This is a genomic window from Streptomyces sp. NPDC107550 (assembly GCF_055639095.1).
The window spans coordinates 41317-59402 of record NZ_JBVKBC010000034.1 but is presented as its reverse complement, the minus strand read 5'-3'; the positions used below and the strand labels follow the sequence as shown (position 1 = coordinate 59402).

The 18086-nt window shown below is 71.4% G+C and carries 14 protein-coding genes; 6 read left to right on the top strand and 8 right to left on the bottom strand.

The window, feature by feature from the left end; translation table 11 throughout:
• Window positions 1-17: 17 nt before the first annotated feature.
• The 4 genes from ACZ7LY_RS29835 to ACZ7LY_RS29820 all read right to left on the bottom strand — a co-directional run bounded on the left by ACZ7LY_RS29835 (window position 18) and on the right by ACZ7LY_RS29820 (window position 3762).
• Window positions 18-1925, bottom strand: coding sequence for a carbamoyltransferase C-terminal domain-containing protein (locus ACZ7LY_RS29835; protein ID WP_471627861.1), 1908 nt, complete (start codon window positions 1923-1925; stop codon window positions 18-20).
• Window positions 1922-2647, bottom strand: coding sequence for a hypothetical protein (locus tag ACZ7LY_RS29830; protein WP_471627860.1), 726 nt, complete (start codon window positions 2645-2647; stop codon window positions 1922-1924). Before ACZ7LY_RS29830 ends, ACZ7LY_RS29835 begins: the two co-directional genes overlap by 4 nt.
• Complete coding sequence (locus tag ACZ7LY_RS29825; protein WP_471627859.1) at window positions 2644-3216, bottom strand: hypothetical protein; 573 nt, start codon at window positions 3214-3216, stop codon at window positions 2644-2646. Before ACZ7LY_RS29825 ends, ACZ7LY_RS29830 begins: the two co-directional genes overlap by 4 nt.
• Window positions 3217-3447: 231 nt before the next feature.
• Window positions 3448-3762: a hypothetical protein gene (locus ACZ7LY_RS29820; protein ID WP_471627858.1), complete on the bottom strand. Its 315-nt coding sequence runs from the start codon at window positions 3760-3762 to the stop codon at window positions 3448-3450.
• Window positions 3763-3946: 184 nt separating this feature from the next.
• Here ACZ7LY_RS29820 and ACZ7LY_RS29815 point away from each other — a divergent pair, with 184 nt between their 5' ends.
• Window positions 3947-4519: a GNAT family N-acetyltransferase gene (locus tag ACZ7LY_RS29815; protein WP_471627857.1), complete on the top strand. Its 573-nt coding sequence runs from the start codon at window positions 3947-3949 to the stop codon at window positions 4517-4519.
• Between the two features lie 112 nt (window positions 4520-4631).
• Window positions 4632-5714, top strand: coding sequence for an AI-2E family transporter (locus ACZ7LY_RS29810; protein ID WP_471627856.1), 1083 nt, complete (start codon window positions 4632-4634; stop codon window positions 5712-5714).
• Between the two features lie 13 nt (window positions 5715-5727).
• On the opposite strand, the gene ACZ7LY_RS29805 is transcribed toward ACZ7LY_RS29810, so the two are convergent.
• On the bottom strand, window positions 5728-7884 hold the full coding sequence (locus ACZ7LY_RS29805; protein ID WP_471627855.1) for an ATP-binding SpoIIE family protein phosphatase: 2157 nt from the start codon (window positions 7882-7884) through the stop codon (window positions 5728-5730).
• A 148-nt stretch (window positions 7885-8032) separates the two neighbouring features.
• On the opposite strand from ACZ7LY_RS29805, the gene aspS reads away from it, so the two are divergent.
• Window positions 8033-9799: an aspartate--tRNA ligase gene (aspS, locus tag ACZ7LY_RS29800; protein ID WP_471627854.1), complete on the top strand. Its 1767-nt coding sequence runs from the start codon at window positions 8033-8035 to the stop codon at window positions 9797-9799.
• 171 nt (window positions 9800-9970) lie between these two features.
• Window positions 9971-10561 carry a Uma2 family endonuclease gene (locus ACZ7LY_RS29795; protein ID WP_471627853.1) on the top strand — a complete coding sequence of 197 codons (591 nt, stop codon included), beginning with the start codon at window positions 9971-9973 and terminating at the stop codon, window positions 10559-10561.
• A 57-nt stretch (window positions 10562-10618) separates the two neighbouring features.
• On the opposite strand, the gene metG is transcribed toward ACZ7LY_RS29795, so the two are convergent.
• The 3 genes from metG to ACZ7LY_RS29780 form a co-directional block, all read right to left on the bottom strand.
• Window positions 10619-12346 (bottom strand): methionine--tRNA ligase, encoded by a 1728-nt coding sequence (gene metG / locus ACZ7LY_RS29790; protein WP_471627852.1) that lies wholly within the window; start codon window positions 12344-12346, stop codon window positions 10619-10621.
• Window positions 12347-12522: 176 nt separating this feature from the next.
• Complete coding sequence (locus ACZ7LY_RS29785; RefSeq protein ID WP_471627851.1) at window positions 12523-14025, bottom strand: VWA domain-containing protein; 1503 nt, start codon at window positions 14023-14025, stop codon at window positions 12523-12525.
• Window positions 14026-14095: 70 nt separating this feature from the next.
• Window positions 14096-15091, bottom strand: coding sequence for a LysR family transcriptional regulator (locus ACZ7LY_RS29780; RefSeq protein WP_471627850.1), 996 nt, complete (start codon window positions 15089-15091; stop codon window positions 14096-14098).
• 186 nt (window positions 15092-15277) lie between these two features.
• Between ACZ7LY_RS29780 and phnA the strand changes: the two genes are divergently transcribed.
• Window positions 15278-16558, top strand: coding sequence for a phosphonoacetate hydrolase (gene phnA / locus ACZ7LY_RS29775; RefSeq protein WP_471627849.1), 1281 nt, complete (start codon window positions 15278-15280; stop codon window positions 16556-16558).
• 153 nt (window positions 16559-16711) lie between these two features.
• Window positions 16712-17998 carry an MFS transporter gene (locus ACZ7LY_RS29770; protein WP_471627848.1) on the top strand — a complete coding sequence of 429 codons (1287 nt, stop codon included), beginning with the start codon at window positions 16712-16714 and terminating at the stop codon, window positions 17996-17998.
• Window positions 17999-18086 lie beyond the last annotated feature (88 nt).

Below are 18086 nucleotides of genomic sequence, written 5' to 3'. Positions count from 1 at the left end.
GGTGCGGCCGGGGCCGCTCACGCCTCTTCCAGCACACCCGCGCGCAGGCCCGCGACCACGTCGCCGGCCGTGCTGTCGGTGAGCACGCTCTCCTGTTCCAGCAGGCTCACGAACAGGTCACGGGAGACGGGGACCTGCGCCGTCGCGTTGCTCAGCACGTAGCGGGCGCCGGCGCCCGAGCCGAACACCGCCATCACGGTCGACTCGGCGCGCCGCACGCCCGTCTTGCGCGGCGGCGGGGACAGCAGCAGCCGGTCCTCGGTGAGCAGGGCGCCGATGTCGGGATGCCGGGCGAAGTCGAGGGCGTCATCGGCCGACTCGATGATCGGCTGGGCGGGGCCGTTGAACGAGGTGTTGACCAGGACCGGGATCGCGCCCGCGTCGGCGATGTGCGTGAGGAGCCGGTGGATCGCGGGGCTGTCGGCGGCCGTCACGGTCTGCACGCGCGCGGAGCCGTCGTCGTGCACGATCTCCTTGAGGACGTCCCGGAACTCCTCGCGCACCATGAAGTCGTAGTTCATGAACGGCGCCTCGCCCGGTCCCGTGAAGTACGTCTCCAGGTCCTCGGCCCGCACGAGCGGCGCGACGGGCCGCCACGGCTGGCGCTTCTTGATCCCGTTCAGCTTCGCCTTCGCGTCCTGGCAGGCCACCGGGTGGCACAGGATCGACCGGTTGCCGAGGGCGCGCGGCCCGAACTCGGCCCGCCCGGCGTACCGGACGACGATCTCGCCGTCCAGGAGCGCCCGCGCGGCCCGCGCGTCCAGGTCCTCGGCGGCGGCCTCGGCGGACACGGAGTAGCCGTGGCCGCGCGCGAGTTCGGCCGGGATCGGTTCGGCGGGGCGGCCCAGGTAGTCGCAGGTCACCTTGGCGGCGCCGGTCGGGGGCTCGGGCGCCGAGCGGGCCCAGCCGAGATAGGCGGCGCCGGTGGAGATGCCCGCGTCGTGCGGGCAGGAGGGGACGTAGAAGTCCCGTACCTGGGGGAGCGCGGCGATGGCGCTGTTGCCGGACAGGTTGAGGAAGACACCGCCCGCGCACGCCAGGTCGGGGAGCCCGCTCAGCTCCACGGCACGGGCCGCGTGGGCGACGATCAGCCGGTTGAACGCCTCCTGCACCGCGTGCGCGATGTCGGCGTCGCGCAGGACGTCGGTGCCCGCCTCCAGGCGCTGCCAGCCGTTGCGCGGCCGGGGCCGCTCGCCCGGGGTGAGGATGTCGTCGGCGGTGATCCGGGCCGGGCCCTCGAAGGGCAGCGCGGCGAGCGCCATGAGCTGGCCGTGCGCGTGCTCCGTACGGAACAGGAAGCGGGCGACGTTGTCGTAGAGGCTCGCCTCGCTCTGCATGAACACGTCCGGCTGGTTGTGCGGCCGGCTGAACTCCCGCTCCAGCAGGTGGAAGCGGCCCGCGCGGAACGCGTACATGGACCGCATCTCCGTACGGACCTCAGCGGCGGCCGGGTCGTCCGGGGCCACGTCGCGGTAGTACGCGCGCTCGAACGCGGCGAACGGGACATGGAAGTCCGCGCCGTCCCAGGAGGAGGTGCCCGCGCTGTCGGAGACGAGCACCGTGGCTTCCTCGAACCCCGACGCGTACAGCGCCGACGCGGCGTGCGCGAGGTGGTGGGAGACCACCTGGTGGCGCGCGTCGTACGGGTCGAAGAGGTCGAAGGAGGCCGACACCAGGGGGCGTTGGAGGCCCACACCGGAGGGGCCGGCCGCCTGGAAGGAGCTGACGATGACGTCGACGTCGTCGAGGGTCAGACCGGCCGCCGCGAGGACCTCGCGCACGGGCAGCCGGTTGGTCAGCGCCTCCTGGCCGTCGTACTTGCGGCGCGTGACGCGCTCTTGCTGGATGGCCGCCAGCAGCACGCCGTCGCGGACGACGGCGCAGGAGGACTCGTGGCCGCAGTGGATTCCGAGGGCGACGGTCATCGCTTGTAGTTCTCCAGGGGGGCGCCTTCGGGCATGAAGCCGAACGTGAGGATGGAGACCCGCTCGTCCTCGCGGATCGGCGTGCGGCTGTGCGCCTGCGTGCCGGCCAGGAAGATGACGACCTCGCCCGGCTCCAGCTGGAAGCGTTCCTTCGAGCCGTCCGCGTAGTGCATGTGCAGCGCGGAGGGCTCCGCCGTCCCGTCGGGGATGTCGTGGGCGAGCATCATCAGCACGTTCAGGGAGAAGATGTCCGTGTCGATGTGCGGGATGATGCCCTGCCCGGCGTCCCGGTAGTACAGGTAGCTCGCCACCCCGGTCGCCTCCGCCTTCGGCACGACCGTCGCCACGAGGTCGGCGAGTTCGCGGCTCTTGGCGAGCCCGGCCGCGACGGGTCCGCCGTGGCCGAGGTAGTGCTCGTCGTAGGGCACCGCGGTCCGTCCGACCTGCCGGGACTCCTCCTGGAGCAGCGCGAGCAGCTCGTCCGTGAGGAACGCGGGCCGCCCCCGGTACTGCACCCCGCGCGGGTCCTTCACGTCGTACGGGCAGAGCATCTCCAGGGCGTCCGTCACGGCCTCGCGGCCCGGGGCGGCGGCGGGGTCGTGCGCCGCCACCAGGCGCCCGGCGGACAGCCCGAGGATCAGCTTGAGGTTGGCCTGCTCGGCGGGGGACAGGTGCTCGTGCAGTCCGGCGAGCCGGCGGCCCATGGTCGACGTGGTGGTCATACGTTCCCCCCGAGGGTGCGGTAGCCGAAGGAGACCAGGCGGATCGCCTCGTCGGCGGTGGTCCTGGTGCGCTGGTGGGTGACACTGTCCGCGAAGAAGACGAGGGACTCCCCCGCCTTCAGGTGCAGGCGGATCGCGTCCTGCCCCGGCGGATGGAGGATCAGCTCGGACCGGTCGGCGGAGCCCTCGCGGTGTTCGAGCATGGTGAGGATGTTCAGCGAGAACTCGTCCTTGTCGACGTGCGGGTCGATGCCGAGCCCGGGCTCGTCGTAGTACAGGTAGTTGGCCCGGCGGGTCGGGGAGACCGTCCCGACGTTCTCGGCCAGGAACTCCCGCACCTTCTCGGACAGCGACAGCTCGCGTGCCATCGGGGCGCCGGAGGCCACATAGTGGTCCATGAACCGCTCGGCGGTGTGCCGGAATTCCCGGGATTCCGCGTCGAGAGCGCTCAGGTCCGCGTCGGACAGAAAAGGCGCCCGGCCGTAGAAGACGATTCCGGTCGGGAATTTCTCCCGGGCCCCGGCGAGAAGTTTGGGCAGCGATTGCTGCGTGACCCCGAGAGCACTCATCCGGAGTTTCTCGGGAATTTTCTGAGCATGGCCGCTGAGTACACCCCCAGCGGCCATACTCAGAAGGAATTTCAGGTTCTCTCGCTCTGCGGCGGTCAGATCCGTTGACAGCTCGGACAGCCGCTGTACCAGTACTGAGGTTTCCTCCGCAGACGCCATGTTCCGATCCCCTGACCTTCCTCAGTCGCCTACTGACGGGCCGGCGGGTGGCTCCCGGCGGCGTGCGTGCCCTTACTCGCCGGAGAAGCCCAGCTCACCGGGGAGACCGATGAGGCGGTTGCGGATCTCCGGGGTCGCGGCCGCCGAGATGGGCTTGGCGAAGACGAACAGCGCCTCCTCGTTGCCCTTCTGCAGCTCCTGGAGGTGCTCGCTCGCCGAGGTCACGATGGAGCTGAGCACGGCGCGCTCGTCCGCGGTGAGCTCGCCGGCCAGCAGGCCGAGCTTTTCGGCGAGCGTGGGCAGGGCCGCTTCGAGAGCGGCCGCGTCCAGCTCGGCGTCAAGCAGAATGTCGGGGTTCTGGTCGGTGACTTCCGTCTGGTTCGCCATTTCGGCGCCTCCCATTCGGGCTTCTACAAGCCCGTTCTTCTTGCTCGAACCTTGCCTGAATGTTGCTCGGTTGAACGAGACCACAACGTAACAGTGGCAAATGATTCGCCACAGAGGGCTTTTCGCGGTCGGGTTCGTCATTGGCCGAGCAGGCGCTCTTGCGGGCGGTGGCTAGGATCGCCGCATGCCTGAGGAAAAACGCTGGCCGGCTGCCGCTCTGGTGGACTCGGAGCGTGTGCGACTGGAACCATTGACCATCGAACATGCCGCGGAAGCTGCGGCTTTTCTCGACGACGTCCGTTTGCACGAGTGGATCGGCGGCACGCCGCCCACCGCGGAGGAGCTTGATGCGCGCTACCGGCGGCAGGTGGTCGGTCACTCGCCCGACGGCCGCCATGGTTGGCTGAATTGGATGATGCGGCTCCGCGAGAGCGGGCGGCTGATCGGCACCGTCCAGGCGACCCTCTACCCCGTCGGCGCCGACCGCGTCGAGGCCGAACTCGCCTGGACCGTCGCCCACGACGCCCAGGGCGCCGGGTACGCGAAGGAGGCCGCCCGCGCCATGGCCGGCTGGCTGCGGGACCAGGCCGGGGTCGCCGGCTGCGTCGCCCACGTCCACCCGGAGCACGGCGCCTCCCAGGGCGTCGCCGCCGCCCTCGGCATGAAGCCCACCGACGAGATCGACGACGGCGAGGTCCTGTGGACCGACTTCGACCTGAGCGCCCACCCCCGCCCCCGCGCCGACGACAACGCCTGACCCGCGCCCGAAGGAACACGACCCGGCCCGCTCACCGCGGGAATTGACTGAGCGTCACCCGCGTGGCCCCGCCCGGAAGGTCGGGGCCACGCGCCCGTGATGCGGTGAGGGAGTGCAGACAGCCCGAGCCCTCCTGCCCGTGACCGCCCGCCGCGTCGCCGCCTGGTGCGCCGTCGCCCTGCTCGTCGCCGGGGTCGCCTGGGTCGGCATCCGGCTCTGCGTCGAACTGCGCACCGCCGTCGTCCCCGTCCTGCTCGCCCTGCTCGGCACCGCCCTGCTGCGGCCCGTCTATCTCGCGCTGCGCCGCGCCAAGGTGCAGCAGTCGCTCGCCGCCGGGCTGACCTGCGCGCTGATCCTCGTCGTCGTCGGCGGCGCCGGATACATCGTCGTCAAGGCCCTCATCGACACCGGCGACCAGATCGTCGCCTCCGTCAAACAGGCCGCGCAGGACCTCTCCGACCGCTTCGGCACCGGCGCCCTCGACGTCGACCACCTCGCCTCCAACGCGCAGGAACTGCTGAAGAAGTACGGCAGCGACGCCGCGTCCGGCGTCCTCAGCGGCATCGGTGTCGTCGGCGAGATCGGCGCCATGGCCGTCCTCGCGCTGCTCCTCTGCTTCTTCTTCCTGCGCGACGCCCCGCGCTTCCGCATCGCGCTGCGCCAGGCCGCGCCCGGTCCCGGCGGCGAGGCCCTGGAGGCGATCACGCGCCGCGCGTTCGCCGCGGTCTCCGGGTTCATGCGCGGCACGACCCTCATCGCCCTCATCGACGCGACCTGCATCGGCATCGGCCTGCTCGTGCTGCGCGTCCCCGGCGCGGTCGGGCTCGCCGCGCTCGTCTTCGTCGGCGCCTACATCCCCTACCTCGGGGCGTTCATCTCCGGCGCGGTCTCCATCCTGGTCGCGCTCGCCGACCGGGGGTTCGTGATCGCCGTGTGGGCGCTCGGGGTCGTCCTCGCGGTGCAGGTCCTGGAGGGGCATGTGCTCCAGCCGCTCATCCAGTCGCGGACCGTGCAGATGCATCCGGCGGTGGTGCTGCTCGCCATCACGGCCGGCGCGTCCGTCGCCGGCATCCTCGGCATGCTGCTCGCGGTGCCGCTGACGGCCGCGGCCTTCGGCATCGTCAGCGAACTGCGCGGGCGGTACGGGAGCGCCGACGCCGTTTCACGTGAAACAACGCCGCCCGCCGCCGGGTGAGCCCCCACAGTCCCTAAGCGCCGCCGCCCGCGCCCTGAGCGCCGCCGCCCGCGTCCTCGCCGCCGCCGGCACCCTCGTACAGCTCGAACCAGATGCTCTTGCCCTCGCCCCTCGGGTCGACGCCCCAGTTCTCGGCCAGCAGCTCCATCAGGACCAGGCCGCGCCCGGACGACGCCAGCTCGCCGGGCCTGCGCCGGTGCGGCAGGTCGTCGGAGGCGTCCGCGACCTCCACCCGCAGCCGGCGCGGTCCGCCGCCGGGGGCGCAGGTCACCTCCGCGATCAGCAGGGCGTCGCCGTCGGTGTGCACGAGGACGTTCGTCGCCATCTCGGAGACGAGCAGGACCGCCGAGTCGACCTGGTCGTCGTCCGCCCAGTCGTGCAGCAGCTCCCGCACCTGCTGCCGGGCCGCCGCGATCCGCTCGGGCTCGGCCTGCGCGATGGTCATCGCGGTGCGGCGCGCGGCGGGCGGCAGCGCGGGCACGGCCGAGCGGCGCAGCAGCAGAAGCGCGATGTCGTCCTCGCGGCGGTCGGCGAGCGGCCCGGTCGTGTGGTGCGAGGAGGGGCCGTGGACGGCCTGCACGAGCGCGTCGGCCAGCTCCTCAAGCTCGCCCGCCGGCCCGTTCTCCAAAGCCGTACGGATACGGGCCCAGCCCGAGTCCAGGTCGTGGCCGCCCGTCTCGATCAGGCCGTCCGTGCACAGCAGCAGCGTCTCGCCGGGCCCGAGCAGCAGCCGCGTCGTCGGGTAGTCGGCGTCCGGGTCGATGCCGAGGGGCAGGCCGCCCGCCGTGGGCCGCATCATGACCGTGCCGTCCGCCATGCGTATCGCGGGGTCCGGGTGCCCGGCGCGGGCCAGCTCAAGGACGCCGGTCGCCGGGTCGGCCTCCACGTACAGGCAGGTGGCGAAGCGGGTGTCGGCCCCGGAGCCGTCGCTGATGCCGTTGAGGAAGCGGGAGGCGCGGGAGAGGACCGCGTCGGGGCGGTGCCCCTCGGAGGCGTAGGCGCGCAGCGCGATCCTGAGCTGCCCCATCAGGCCCGCCGCCCGTACGTCATGGCCCTGTACGTCACCGATGACGAGGGCGACCTTGCCCGCGCCGGGCAGCGGGATCATGTCGTACCAGTCGCCGCCGACCTGGAGGCCGCCGCCGGTCGGCACATAGCGGGCGGCGACGTCCATGCCGGGCAGGCGCGGGCCGAGCGTGGGCAGCATCGACTTCTGGAGCCCGTCGGTCAGCTCCCGCTCCGACTCGGCGACCCCGGCCCGCGACAGCGCCTGCGCCAGCATCCGCGCGACCGTCGTCAGCACGGACCGCTCGTCGGGCGTGAACGTCACCGGGTAGTCGAAGCCCGCCATCCACGCGCCGATCGTGCGCCCGGCGACGATCAGCGGCAGAAACGCCCAGGACTGCCGGTCGAAGCGGGCGGCGAGCGGCCAGGCGGCCGGGTAGCGGCGCCGGTACTCCTGCGGCGACGACAGGTACACCGCGCGCCCCGAGCGGCAGACGTCCGCCGCCGGGTAGTCGGTCGCCAGGTCCATGTCGGTGAAGGGGCCCTCGTCGCCGGCCTGCTGCCCGTGGTGGCCGATGACGGTGAGCCGGTCGCCGGAGACCCCGAACACGGCGAGGCCGCTCGGCGTGAACCCCGGCATCGACAGGCCGGCGGCGACCCGCAGCACCTCCGCCGTCGAACCCGCCTCGGCGAGCGCGCGGCCCGCGTCCAGCAGGAACGCCTCGCGCGAGCGCCGCCAGTCGCCGGTGACCGGGGTCCTGGAGGCGGCGCCCGGGGGCGGCTCGGAGACCTCCTGGATGGTGCCGATCAGTTCGTAGGCGTCCAGCGAGTCCCCGTTGACCAGGGGCTTGGAGCGGCTGCGTACGGTCCGCAGGACATGGCCCTGCTCGTCCATGATGCGCAGTCGGGCCTCGGCGAGGGTGCCCTCGGCGACGGCGAGGCGGACGATGCCGTCGATCTCGTTCCAGTCGACCGGGTGGAACCGGGAGCGGGCGCCTGCCTCCGACAGGGTGATGGGGCGCCCGTCGGGCGAGGGCAGGCCGATGAGCCGGGCGGCCTCCGCGTCGAAGGTGACGAGGCCCGCCCGGTTGTCCCACCGCCACAGGCCGGTGGCGAGTGCGGCGAGGACGTCCTCCACCGGCGGGAGGGGCTCACCAGCACGCATGGGGCTCATCAGTACGCATGGCCCCACTGTAAGAAGAGGTGATCGCTCACGGCCACCAGAGACGGGCGGTGCCCTGCCACCGGTACCCTTGTCGGGATCCCCGGTTGTCTCCCGGGGTACCCCGAGCGCGAAGGCTGGATGAACGACGATGCACCGGTACAGGTCCCACACCTGCGGCGAGCTCCGCGCCTCTGACGTCGGCTCCGACGTCCGGCTGAGCGGCTGGCTGCACAATCGCCGAGACCTGGGCGGCATCCTCTTCATCGATCTGCGGGACCACTACGGCATCACGCAGCTCGTCGCCCGCCCCGGCACGAAGGCCGCCGAGGTCCTCGACAAGCTGACCAAGGAGACCGTCGTCCGCGTCGACGGCAAGGTCGTCTCCCGCGGCGCCGACAACGTCAACCCGGAGCTGCCCACCGGCGAGATCGAGATCGAGGCCGGCGAGGTCGAGGTGCTCGGCGCCGCCCAGCAGCTCCCGTTCCAGATCAACCAGGACGACGGGGTCGGCGAGGAGCGTCGCCTGGAGTACCGCTTCCTGGACCTGCGCCGCGAGCGCATGCACCGCAACATCATGCTGCGCAGCGCCGTGATCGCCTCGATCCGCTCGAAGATGGTCGCCCTCGGCTTCAACGAGATGGCGACGCCGATCCTCACCGCGACCTCCCCCGAGGGCGCCCGTGACTTCGTCGTCCCCTCCCGCCTGAACCCGGGCAAGTTCTACGCGCTGCCGCAGGCCCCGCAGCAGTTCAAGCAGCTGCTGATGATCTCGGGCTTCGACCGCTACTTCCAGATCGCGCCCTGCTTCCGCGACGAGGACGCCCGCGCGGACCGCTCGCCGGGCGAGTTCTACCAGCTCGACATCGAGATGAGCTTCGTGGAGCAGGAAGACGTCTTCCGGCCCATCGAGAAGCTGATGACGGAGCTGTTCACGGAGTTCGGCGGCGGCCGCGAGGTCACGAGCCCGTTCCCGCGCATCCCGTTCCGCGAGTCGATGCTGAAGTACGGCAACGACAAGCCGGACCTGCGCGCCAAGCTGGAGCTCGTCGACATCACCGACGTGTTCGAGAACTCGGAGTTCAAGGCGTTCGCCGGCAAGCACGTGCGCGCGCTGCCCGTGCCGGACACGGCGTCCCAGTCCCGCAAGTTCTTCGACGGCCTCGGTGACTACGCGGTCGAGCAGGGCGCGAAGGGCCTCGCCTGGATCCGCGTCGGCGAGGACGGTTCCTTCCAGGGCCCGATCGCCAAGTTCCTCACCGAGGAGAACGCGAAGGTCCTCACCGAGCGCCTCGGCCTGGTCGCGGGCCACGCGGTGTTCTTCGGCGCGGGCGAGTTCGACGAGGTCTCCAAGATCATGGGCGCGGTCCGCGTCGAGGCCGCCAAGCGCGCCGGCCACTTCGAGGAGGGCGTCTTCCGCTTCTGCTGGATCGTCGACTTCCCGATGTACGAGAAGGACGAGGAGACCGGCAAGATCGACTTCTCCCACAACCCGTTCTCGATGCCGCAGGGCGGCATGAAGGACCTGGAGGAGAAGGACCCGCTCTCCATTCTGGCCTGGCAGTACGACATCGTCTGCAACGGCGTGGAGCTGTCCTCCGGCGCGATCCGCAACCACGAGCCCGAGATCATGCTCAAGGCGTTCGAGATCGCGGGCTACGACCGGGACACCGTCGAGCACGAGTTCGCGGGCATGCTCCGCGCGTTCCGCTTCGGCGCCCCGCCGCACGGCGGGATCGCCCCGGGCGTCGACCGCATCGTCATGCTCCTCGCGGACGAGCCGAACATCCGGGAGACCATCGCGTTCCCCCTCAACGGCAACGCCCAGGACCTGATGATGGGCGCCCCCACCGAGCTGGACGAGTCCCGCCTGCGCGAACTGAACATCCAGCTCCGCAAGCCGGTCGAGAAGAAGTAACACCCGCGCGAAGCGCGCACCACTGGGCCCGGGGTCATTCACGACCCCGGGCCCAGCGCCGTTCCGGGGGCACGGACGGGTGAGGCGAGGGCGAACACCGAGCCGTTGTCAGTGCCGGCCCGTACCGTAAGAAGCAGAACCCGGCCCGCGGCGACGAAGGGGGAGTCCGTCATGAGTCTCGTAGAGGAGCGGCCCGCTGTGATGCTGAGCCAGGAGGACTTCGAGGACTTGGACCGCCACGCCATACGCATGAACGAGGCGCTGCGGATGGAGTTCATCGGGGGAAAACTGGGGGTCAAGGGAATGCCGGACGGCGATCACGACACGATCATCGAGTGGCTGGCACGGCTGTGCGTCCAAGCCGACAGTGGCTGGTGGCTGTACCCGGAGCGGGGTCTGCGCGTGGAGACCTACCGTAAGGGCAATGCCCGGCCGGACGGTTCGCTCGCCCGCAGTGGCACCTTCGCGGGCCAGGGCGAATGGGCCTCGACCGACGGTGTGCTCATGGTCGTCGAGGTGACCTCGCGGGACGGGGACACCAACCGCCGGGACCGCGAGGACAAGCCCCGCGCGTACGCCGAGTCCGAGATCCCCGTGTATCTGCTGATCGACCGGGACACCTGTGAGGTGAAGGTCCACTCGCGGCCCGACGGGGTGCGGTACGAGTGCGTGGTGACCGTGCCGTTCGGTAAGGCGGTGACGCTGCCGGAGCCGGTCGGCTTCGAGCTGGACACCGAGCCGCTCAAGGAGTGGGCGCGCTGAGCGTGCGGGAAGGGCCCGGAACCAGGTGGTTCCGGGCCCTTCCTCGCGGTGCGGGGGTTACGCGGGCGGCTCGCCGCCGAAGCGCTCCTTGTAGGACTCCAGGTCCTCGTCGGTGATCTTGGCGAAGAGGACCGGCGGGACCGTGAAGGCGGTGCCGGCGGGGACCGTGGTGAGGGTCTTCGCCTCGTCGGCCGTGTACCAGGTGCGGCCCTCGTCACCCGGCAGGGCGAACGCGGCGCGCATCGCGGCGGCGGAGGACGGGATGAAGGGCTCGGAGACCACCGCGTACAGGTGGATGAGGTTCATCGCCGTGCGCAGGGTGAGGGCCGCGCCCTCCTTGTCGGTCTTGATCTCCAGCCAGGGCGCCTTCTCCTCCAGGTAGGAGTTGCCCGCGGACCACAGGGCGCGCAGCGCGGCGGCGGCCTTGCGGAACTGGAGGGCCTCCATCTGCTCCTCGTACTCGGCGAGGAGACGGGAGATCTCGGCGCCCAGCTTCTGCTCGGCCTCGCCGGGCGCGGAGCCCGCCGGGACCTCCTCGCCGAAGCGCTTCTTGGAGAAGGACAGGACGCGGTTGACGAAGTTGCCGAGGGTGTCGGCCAGGTCCTTGTTGACCGTCGCCGTGAAGTGCTCCCAGGTGAAGGAGGAGTCGTCGGACTCGGGAGCGTTGGCGATGAGGAAGTAGCGCCAGTAGTCGGCGGGCAGGATCTCCAGGGCCTGGTCGGTGAAGACGCCGCGCTTCTGCGAGGTGGAGAACTTGCCGCCGTAGTACGTCAGCCAGTTGAAGGCCTTCAGATAGTCGACCTTCTTCCACGGCTCGCGGACGCCCATCTCCGTCGCCGGGAACATGACGGAGTGGAACGGCACGTTGTCCTTCGCCATGAACTCCGTGTAGCGCACGTCGGAGGCGCCGGCGGGCTCGTACCACCAGGACTTCCAGTCGCGGTTGTCCGGGTCCTGGTCCGCCCACTCCTTCGTCGAGCCGATGTACTCGATCGGCGCGTCGAACCAGACGTAGAAGACCTTGCCCTCGGCGGCCAGCTCCGGCCAGGTGTCCGCGGGGACGGGGACGCCCCAGTCGAGGTCGCGGGTGATCGCGCGGTCGTTGAGGCCCTCGGTCAGCCACTTGCGGGCGATGGAGGAGGCCAGGTGCGGCCACTCGCCGGCGACCTCGTCGATCCACGCCTCGACCTCGCCCTGCAGCTTGGACTGGAGCAGGAAGAGGTGCTTGGTCTCGCGGATCTCCAGGTCGGTGGAGCCGGAGATCGCGGAGCGCGGGTTGATCAGGTCGGTGGGGTCGAGGACGCGCGTGCAGTTCTCGCACTGGTCGCCGCGGGCCTTGTCGTAGCCGCAGTGCGGGCAGGTGCCCTCGACGTAGCGGTCGGGCAGGAAGCGGCCGTCGGCGGGCGAGTACACCTGCCGGATCGCGCGCTCCTCGATGAAGCCGTTCTCGTTCAGCTTGCGGGCGAAGTGCTGGGTGATCTCCGCGTTCTGCGGGGAGGACGAGCGGCCGAAGTGGTCGAACGCGAGCGCGTACCCGTCATAGACCGCCTTCTGCGCGTCGTGCGCCTGCGCGCAGAACTCGGCGACGGGGATGCCCCGCTCCTTCGCGGCCAGCTCGGCGGGGGTGCCGTGCTCGTCGGTCGCGCAGATGTACAGCACCTCGTGGCCGCGCTGGCGCAGGTAGCGGGCGTACACGTCGGCCGGGAGCATGGACCCCACCATGTTGCCCAGGTGCTTGATCCCGTTGATGTACGGAAGGGCGCTGGTGATGAGGTGTCGAGCCATCGGGGGCTGCTCCCGGGTTGTGACGTGGGGCGGTGGCGCGGGCGCCTGGCCGCCGGAGGAATCTAGAAATCGTATCCGACATGGCGATGCCGCCCGCGCGGCGTTTTACAGCGCGGACGGCATCGGCGGAGGCCGTTCCCGGACTTACGGGTGTACCGGCTCCCGGGGCTACGGCCTTACGGGCGCCAGGCCGCGAGCAGGCCCTTGTAGAGCTGGGCGTCGGTGAGGTCCTTCGGCCTCTCGCCCGCGTGGAAGACGGCGGCGTTGTCGGCCGACAGCTTGCGCAGGTAGTCGAAGCCCTTGGCGTCCGGGTCGCCGAACGTCACGAACTGGAAGAACAGCGGGTGGCTCGCCGCCTTGGCCAGCGCCTCGTTCGCCGGGCGCTGCACGTCCGGCGGGCCGTCCGTCTGGAAGATCACCAGCGCGGGGGCGGTGGGGTCGGCGGACTTCTCGTGGTGGGCGACGACCTCTTCGATCGCGCGGTGGTAGCTGGTGCGGCCCATGCGGCCGGCCGCCGCGTGCCACTCGTCGATCTTGCCCTCGTGGGCGTCGAGGGTGAGGTCGCCGGTGGCGTCGATGTCCGTCGAGAAGAACACGGTGTGCACGGTCGCCGTCTCGTCCAGGTGGGCGGCGAGGGCGAGGGTGCGGGTGGCCAGGTGGGTGGCGGAACCGTCCTTGTAGTACGGGCGCATGGAGCCGGAGCGGTCCAGTACGAGGTAGACGGTGGCTCGGGTGCCGGTGAGGTCGTTCTTGCGGAGGGCTGGGGTGGCGGCCTTGTACGCGTCCGCGAGTTCTGGGGCCCTGTTCTTGAGCTTGGCGGCGCTCAGTGCGGGGGTCTTTTTCTGTACGGGGGTGTCGTCGGCGCCTGCTTTTTCGGTGGGCCGGGGCGATTCTTCTTGTACGGGGTCGGACTCGTCGCCCGCTTCGTCGGTGCCCGGCGCTGAAGGCTGTGCCCACCCGTTCCGCCCTGCGGAACGAATGCCCACAGCGGCGGGGGCCTGCTCGATCGGCTCGGCCGGGGTTTCCGGCTCTGCGGCGGGGGCCTGCTCCACCGGCTCGGCCGGGGATTCCGGCTCTGCGGTGGGGGCCTGCTCGGTCGGCTCGGCCGGGGTTTCCGCTTCTGCGGTGGGGGCCTCTGCGGTGGGCGCCTCCTCGGCAGGCTCGGCCGGGGATTCCGGCTCTGCGGTGGGGGTCGGCTTGGGGTAGGGGGACTTCGGGGCCGCAGGGGGGAGCGTGATGTGGTCGAAGGCCGCCGAGACCAGCGCGTCCGCCTCACTCTTCGCCGGGGCCGGGATCCGCGCCCGTTCCGGCGTCGCCGTCACCCCGGCATCCGCTTCCCGCGCCGCCGGAACCGAAGCCGACGTACCCGAAGCCGACGTACCCGAAGCCGACGTACCCGAAGCCGACGTACCCGAAGCCGACGTACCCGGCTCCGCGCCCGCCGCCCGGGACGTGCCCGCGCTCTTCACCTCGCCCGCCGAGACAGCCGCGCCCGCCGAGACAGCCGTGTCCTTCGAGGCCGCCGCGCCCGCGATATCCGCCGCGTCCGCCGAGGCATCCGCGTCCGCCGACGTATCCGTCCCCGTCGAGACGTCCGGGTCCGCAGGGGCGGCCGTACCCGCGTTCTCCTTCTTGCGGGTCCGTCCGAACGCGCCCCGCAGCCGATCCAGAATGCCCATGTGCGCAACCTTCCGCATGAGTTGGTCCCCGAAAGTCCCTGGAACCCCTGGCCAGGGCGGACACGTAAGGTTAGCCGCCCGCTGCCGGGGTTCCGGCCGTCTGTTCGCCCGTGTCAGCGGCCTCCGTCAACTCCCCCGCCCCCGCGCCCAGTTCACGCGGCCAGATGCTGTCGGGGGAGCGCAAAAGGTGGACGAAGGCGCGTTCGGCCGGGGAGAGCAGCCGGTCCCGGCGCCGGACGAGGGAGACTGGCCGCGGGTCGGGTTCGGGGGCGACGGGCAGGACGGTGAGCACGCCGGAGCGTTCCACGTCGTCGACGACCGCGTGCTCGGAGATGAGGGCGACGCCGAGGCCCGCGCCGACGCACTGCTTGACGGCCTCGGGCCCCCAGACGTCGGAGCGGGTCACGGAGTGGTCGAGCCCCCACGCCTGGAGGACCCGTTCCTGTTCGGCGCGGGTGTGGGAGCCCGGCTCCCGCATGAGGAAGCACTCCCCGGCGAGCAGCGCCGGATCGAGCGGGCCGGGGCGGGCGGCGAGCGGGTGCCCGGTGCGGGCGACGAGGACGAGGCGTTCTTCGAGTACGGGTTCGACCAGGAGCTGGGTGCCGGTGCCGGGGCCGCCCGCGACGACGGCGATGCCGATGTCCCCGGCGAGGAGCCGTTCGGCGACGGCCCGGTTGTTGCCGACGAACACATCGCACCGCACGCCCGGGTGCCGCGCCTGGAACCGGGCGAGCAGCGCGGGCAGCAGATACGTACCGACGGTGGTGGAGCCGCCGACGAGGAGCCGGCCGTGTTCGAGGGAGGAGACCTGCTGGACGGCGGCGACGGCCTCGTCCGCGAGAAGGAAGACGCGCTTGGCGTACGCGGCGAGGACCTCGCCCTCGGCGGTGGGCCGGGCGCGGGCGCCGGAACGGTCGACGAGCGTCACTTTCAGGGACTGTTCGAGCCGGCGGACCTGGTTGGAGACCGAGGGCTGGCTCATGTACAGCTCGTGCGCGGCGGCCGAGAACCCCTGGTGTTCCACCACCTTCAGGAAGATCCACAGGCGGTGCAGGTTCAGCTCCATAGGTGCGCGAGCGTAGCCGACGCGCGGGCCGCCGGACAGGGGCCTGACGCGGGTGCGCGCGGGCCGCTCGGGCTATGGCGGCCATAGCGAAGTCCGAGGTTCTGTCGGCCGAAGTGCCGGTGGTACCCATGGGATCGAGGGCGCCTGACGGCTCCCGCACCTACGACCGATCAGGGGTGGACGTACATGAATCCTGTCGCCGGGACCACGGGAGCATCCGACGCCGACGGCCGGCTCACCGTCAACGGCCGCACCTACCCGCGCCCCGGCCGTCCGGTCGTGGTCGTCTGCATCGACGGCAGCGAGGACGCGTACCACGAACGCGCCATCGCGGACGGCCTGATGCCGTTCACCGAGGGCATGCTGGAGCGCGGCGCGGATCTGCGGGGCGCGTGCACGATGCCGTCGTTCACCAACCCCAACAACCTGTCCATCGCCACCGGCGTGCCGCCCGCCGTGCACGGCATCTGCGGCAACTACTTCTACGACGCCGAGGCCGGCGAGGAAGTCATGATGAACGCGCCGGAACTGCTGCGCGCTCCCACCCTGTTCGCCGCGTTCTCGCAGGCCGGGTCGAAGGTCGCCGTCATCACGGCGAAGGACAAGCTGCGCCGGCTGCTCGGCAGCGGGCTCGCGGAAGGCGGCATCTGCTTCTCCGCCGAGAAGGCCGACCAGGTCACGCTGGAGGAGAACGGCATCGAGAAGGTGCTGGAGGCCACCGGCTTCGAGCTGCCCTCGGTCTACAGCGCGGAGCTGAGCGAACTGGTCCTCGCCGCCGGCTGTGACGTACTGGAGCGGGACCGCCCGGACCTCATGTACCTGTCGCTGACCGACTACATCCAGCACAAGCACGCGCCGGGCTCGCCGGTCGCCAACCGCTTCTACGCGATGCTCGACCGCTGGTTCGAGCGGATCGACGCGCTCGGCGCGGTCCTCGTCGTCACCGCCGACCACGGCATGAACGCCAAGTCGGACGGTGAGGGCGAGGCGCGGGTGGTGTTCCTGTCCGACTGGTTCGACGCGCGGACGGGCGCGGGCGCGAGCCGGGTCGTGCTGCCGATCACCGACCCGTACACCGTGCACCACGGGGCGCTCGGCTCGTACGCGACCGTGCATCTGCCCGAGGGCGCCGACCGGGAGTCGCTGCGGCACCGGCTGGCGGCGCTCGGCGGGGTGGACGCGGTGCTGACCCGGGAGGAGGCGTGCGAGCGGTTCGAGCTGCCCGGCGACCGGATCGGTGACCTCGTCGTCATCGCCGAGCGCAACACCGTGCTCGGTACGACGCCCGCCCGGCACGACATCTCCGGCTTCACCGAGCCGCTGCGCTCGCACGGCGGCCTGACGGAACAGCGGGTCCCGGTGCTGGTCAACCGGCCCGTCGCACTGCCGCAGGGCCATCGCCTGCGGAACTTCGACGCGTACTGGATCGGCTGCCACGCGGCGGCCGGCGAACCGCTCCCCGCCTGACAGGGCCCGCGCCCCGCCCCGGCCCGCGCCGGGGCCTGTTCGTTTCGCGTTGCTTCCGCTCCTTCGAGGATTGGACGACCCATGGCCGAAACCGAACCACCCGCAGTCCCCGCCCCTGTCCCCGCCCGCGATCCCGCCCCCGATCCCGTCCCCGTGACGACGCGACAGGCGCAGCGCGAGGTCCATCCGCATCTGGTGAACCCCCGGCTGCGCTGGCAGATCTTCGCGGTCACCTGGATCGCGTACGCCGGTTTCTACTTCGTGCGGCAGGCGTTCTCCGTCGCCAAACTCGGCATCCTGGACGACCCGGTCCTCTCCCACACCCTGACCGAACGGGCGCTCGGCGTGATCGACGCCGTGTATCTCGCGGCGTACGCCGTGGGGCAGTTCGTGTGGGGGGCGTGGTCGGACCGGTTCGGGCCGCGGGTCGTCGTCATCAGCGGCATGATCGGCGCGATCGGCGCGGGGCTGCTGATGGGGGCGACGACCGGGCTGCTGGTGTTCGGCGCGGCGATGGTCGTGCAGGGACTCGCGCAGTCCGCCGGGTGGGCGCCGCTGTGCAAGAACATGGGCGCGTTCTTCCCGGTCGCGCAGCGCGGGCGGGTACTGGGTTTCTGGTCGACGAATTACGCGTTCGGGGGGCTCGCGGCGCCTCCGTTCCTCGGCTGGCTGGCGTACTCGGTGTTCGACAGCTGGCACGCGGCGTTCTTCTGCGGGTCGGCGACGCTCGCGGTGGTGCTCGTGCTGTTCGTCCTCTTCCAGCGGAACGCGCCGCGGGACGCGGAGCCTGATGCGGAGGGGAGTGGGTCGTCGTCGCCGGCCGCGCAGGGCAGCATCGCGCTGTACCGGGCGACGCTGCGGGACCCGATGGTGGTGACGCTGGGCGCCGCGTACTTCCTGCTCAAGCCCGCGCGGTACGCGATTCTGCTGTGGGGGCCCGTGCTGGTGAGCCAGCGGTTGCCGCAGGTGGACAAGGTGGGGGCGACGATGATCCCGGTGGCGTTCGGCGCCGCCGGGGTGCTCGCGCCCATCGCCGTCGGCTGGATGTCGGACCGCCTCTTCCAGTCCCGGCGGGTGCCGGCGGCGGTCGTCTCCCTCGCGCTGCTGACGGTCGTCCTCGGCCTGTTCATGCCGCTCACGGCGACGGACAGCGTCGGCGTGATGATCGCGCTGCTCGCGGTGATCGGGCTCGCGGTGTACGCGGCGGACTCGATGATCTCCTGCGTGGCCGCGGTCGATTTCGGGGCGGCGGAAGGGGCGGGGACGGCGGCGGGGCTGGTGAACGGGTGCGGGTCCGTCGGCGCGATCCTCGGGGGGCTGCTGCCCGGGTTCTTGTCGGGGTCGGCGCTCTTTCTGCTCTTCGCGGGGGCTGCGGCGCTGGCGGGTGTTGTCATGCTCCCGCACTGGAACCGCCGCCCCCGCGCTGCGCTGGCTCCCTGAGAAATGGGTGCGGGGAGCCCCCAACTCCCCGCCTCTCGCGCAGTTCCCCGCGCCCCTTACGGGGCTTGTCTCAGCGCCGGTAATTCAA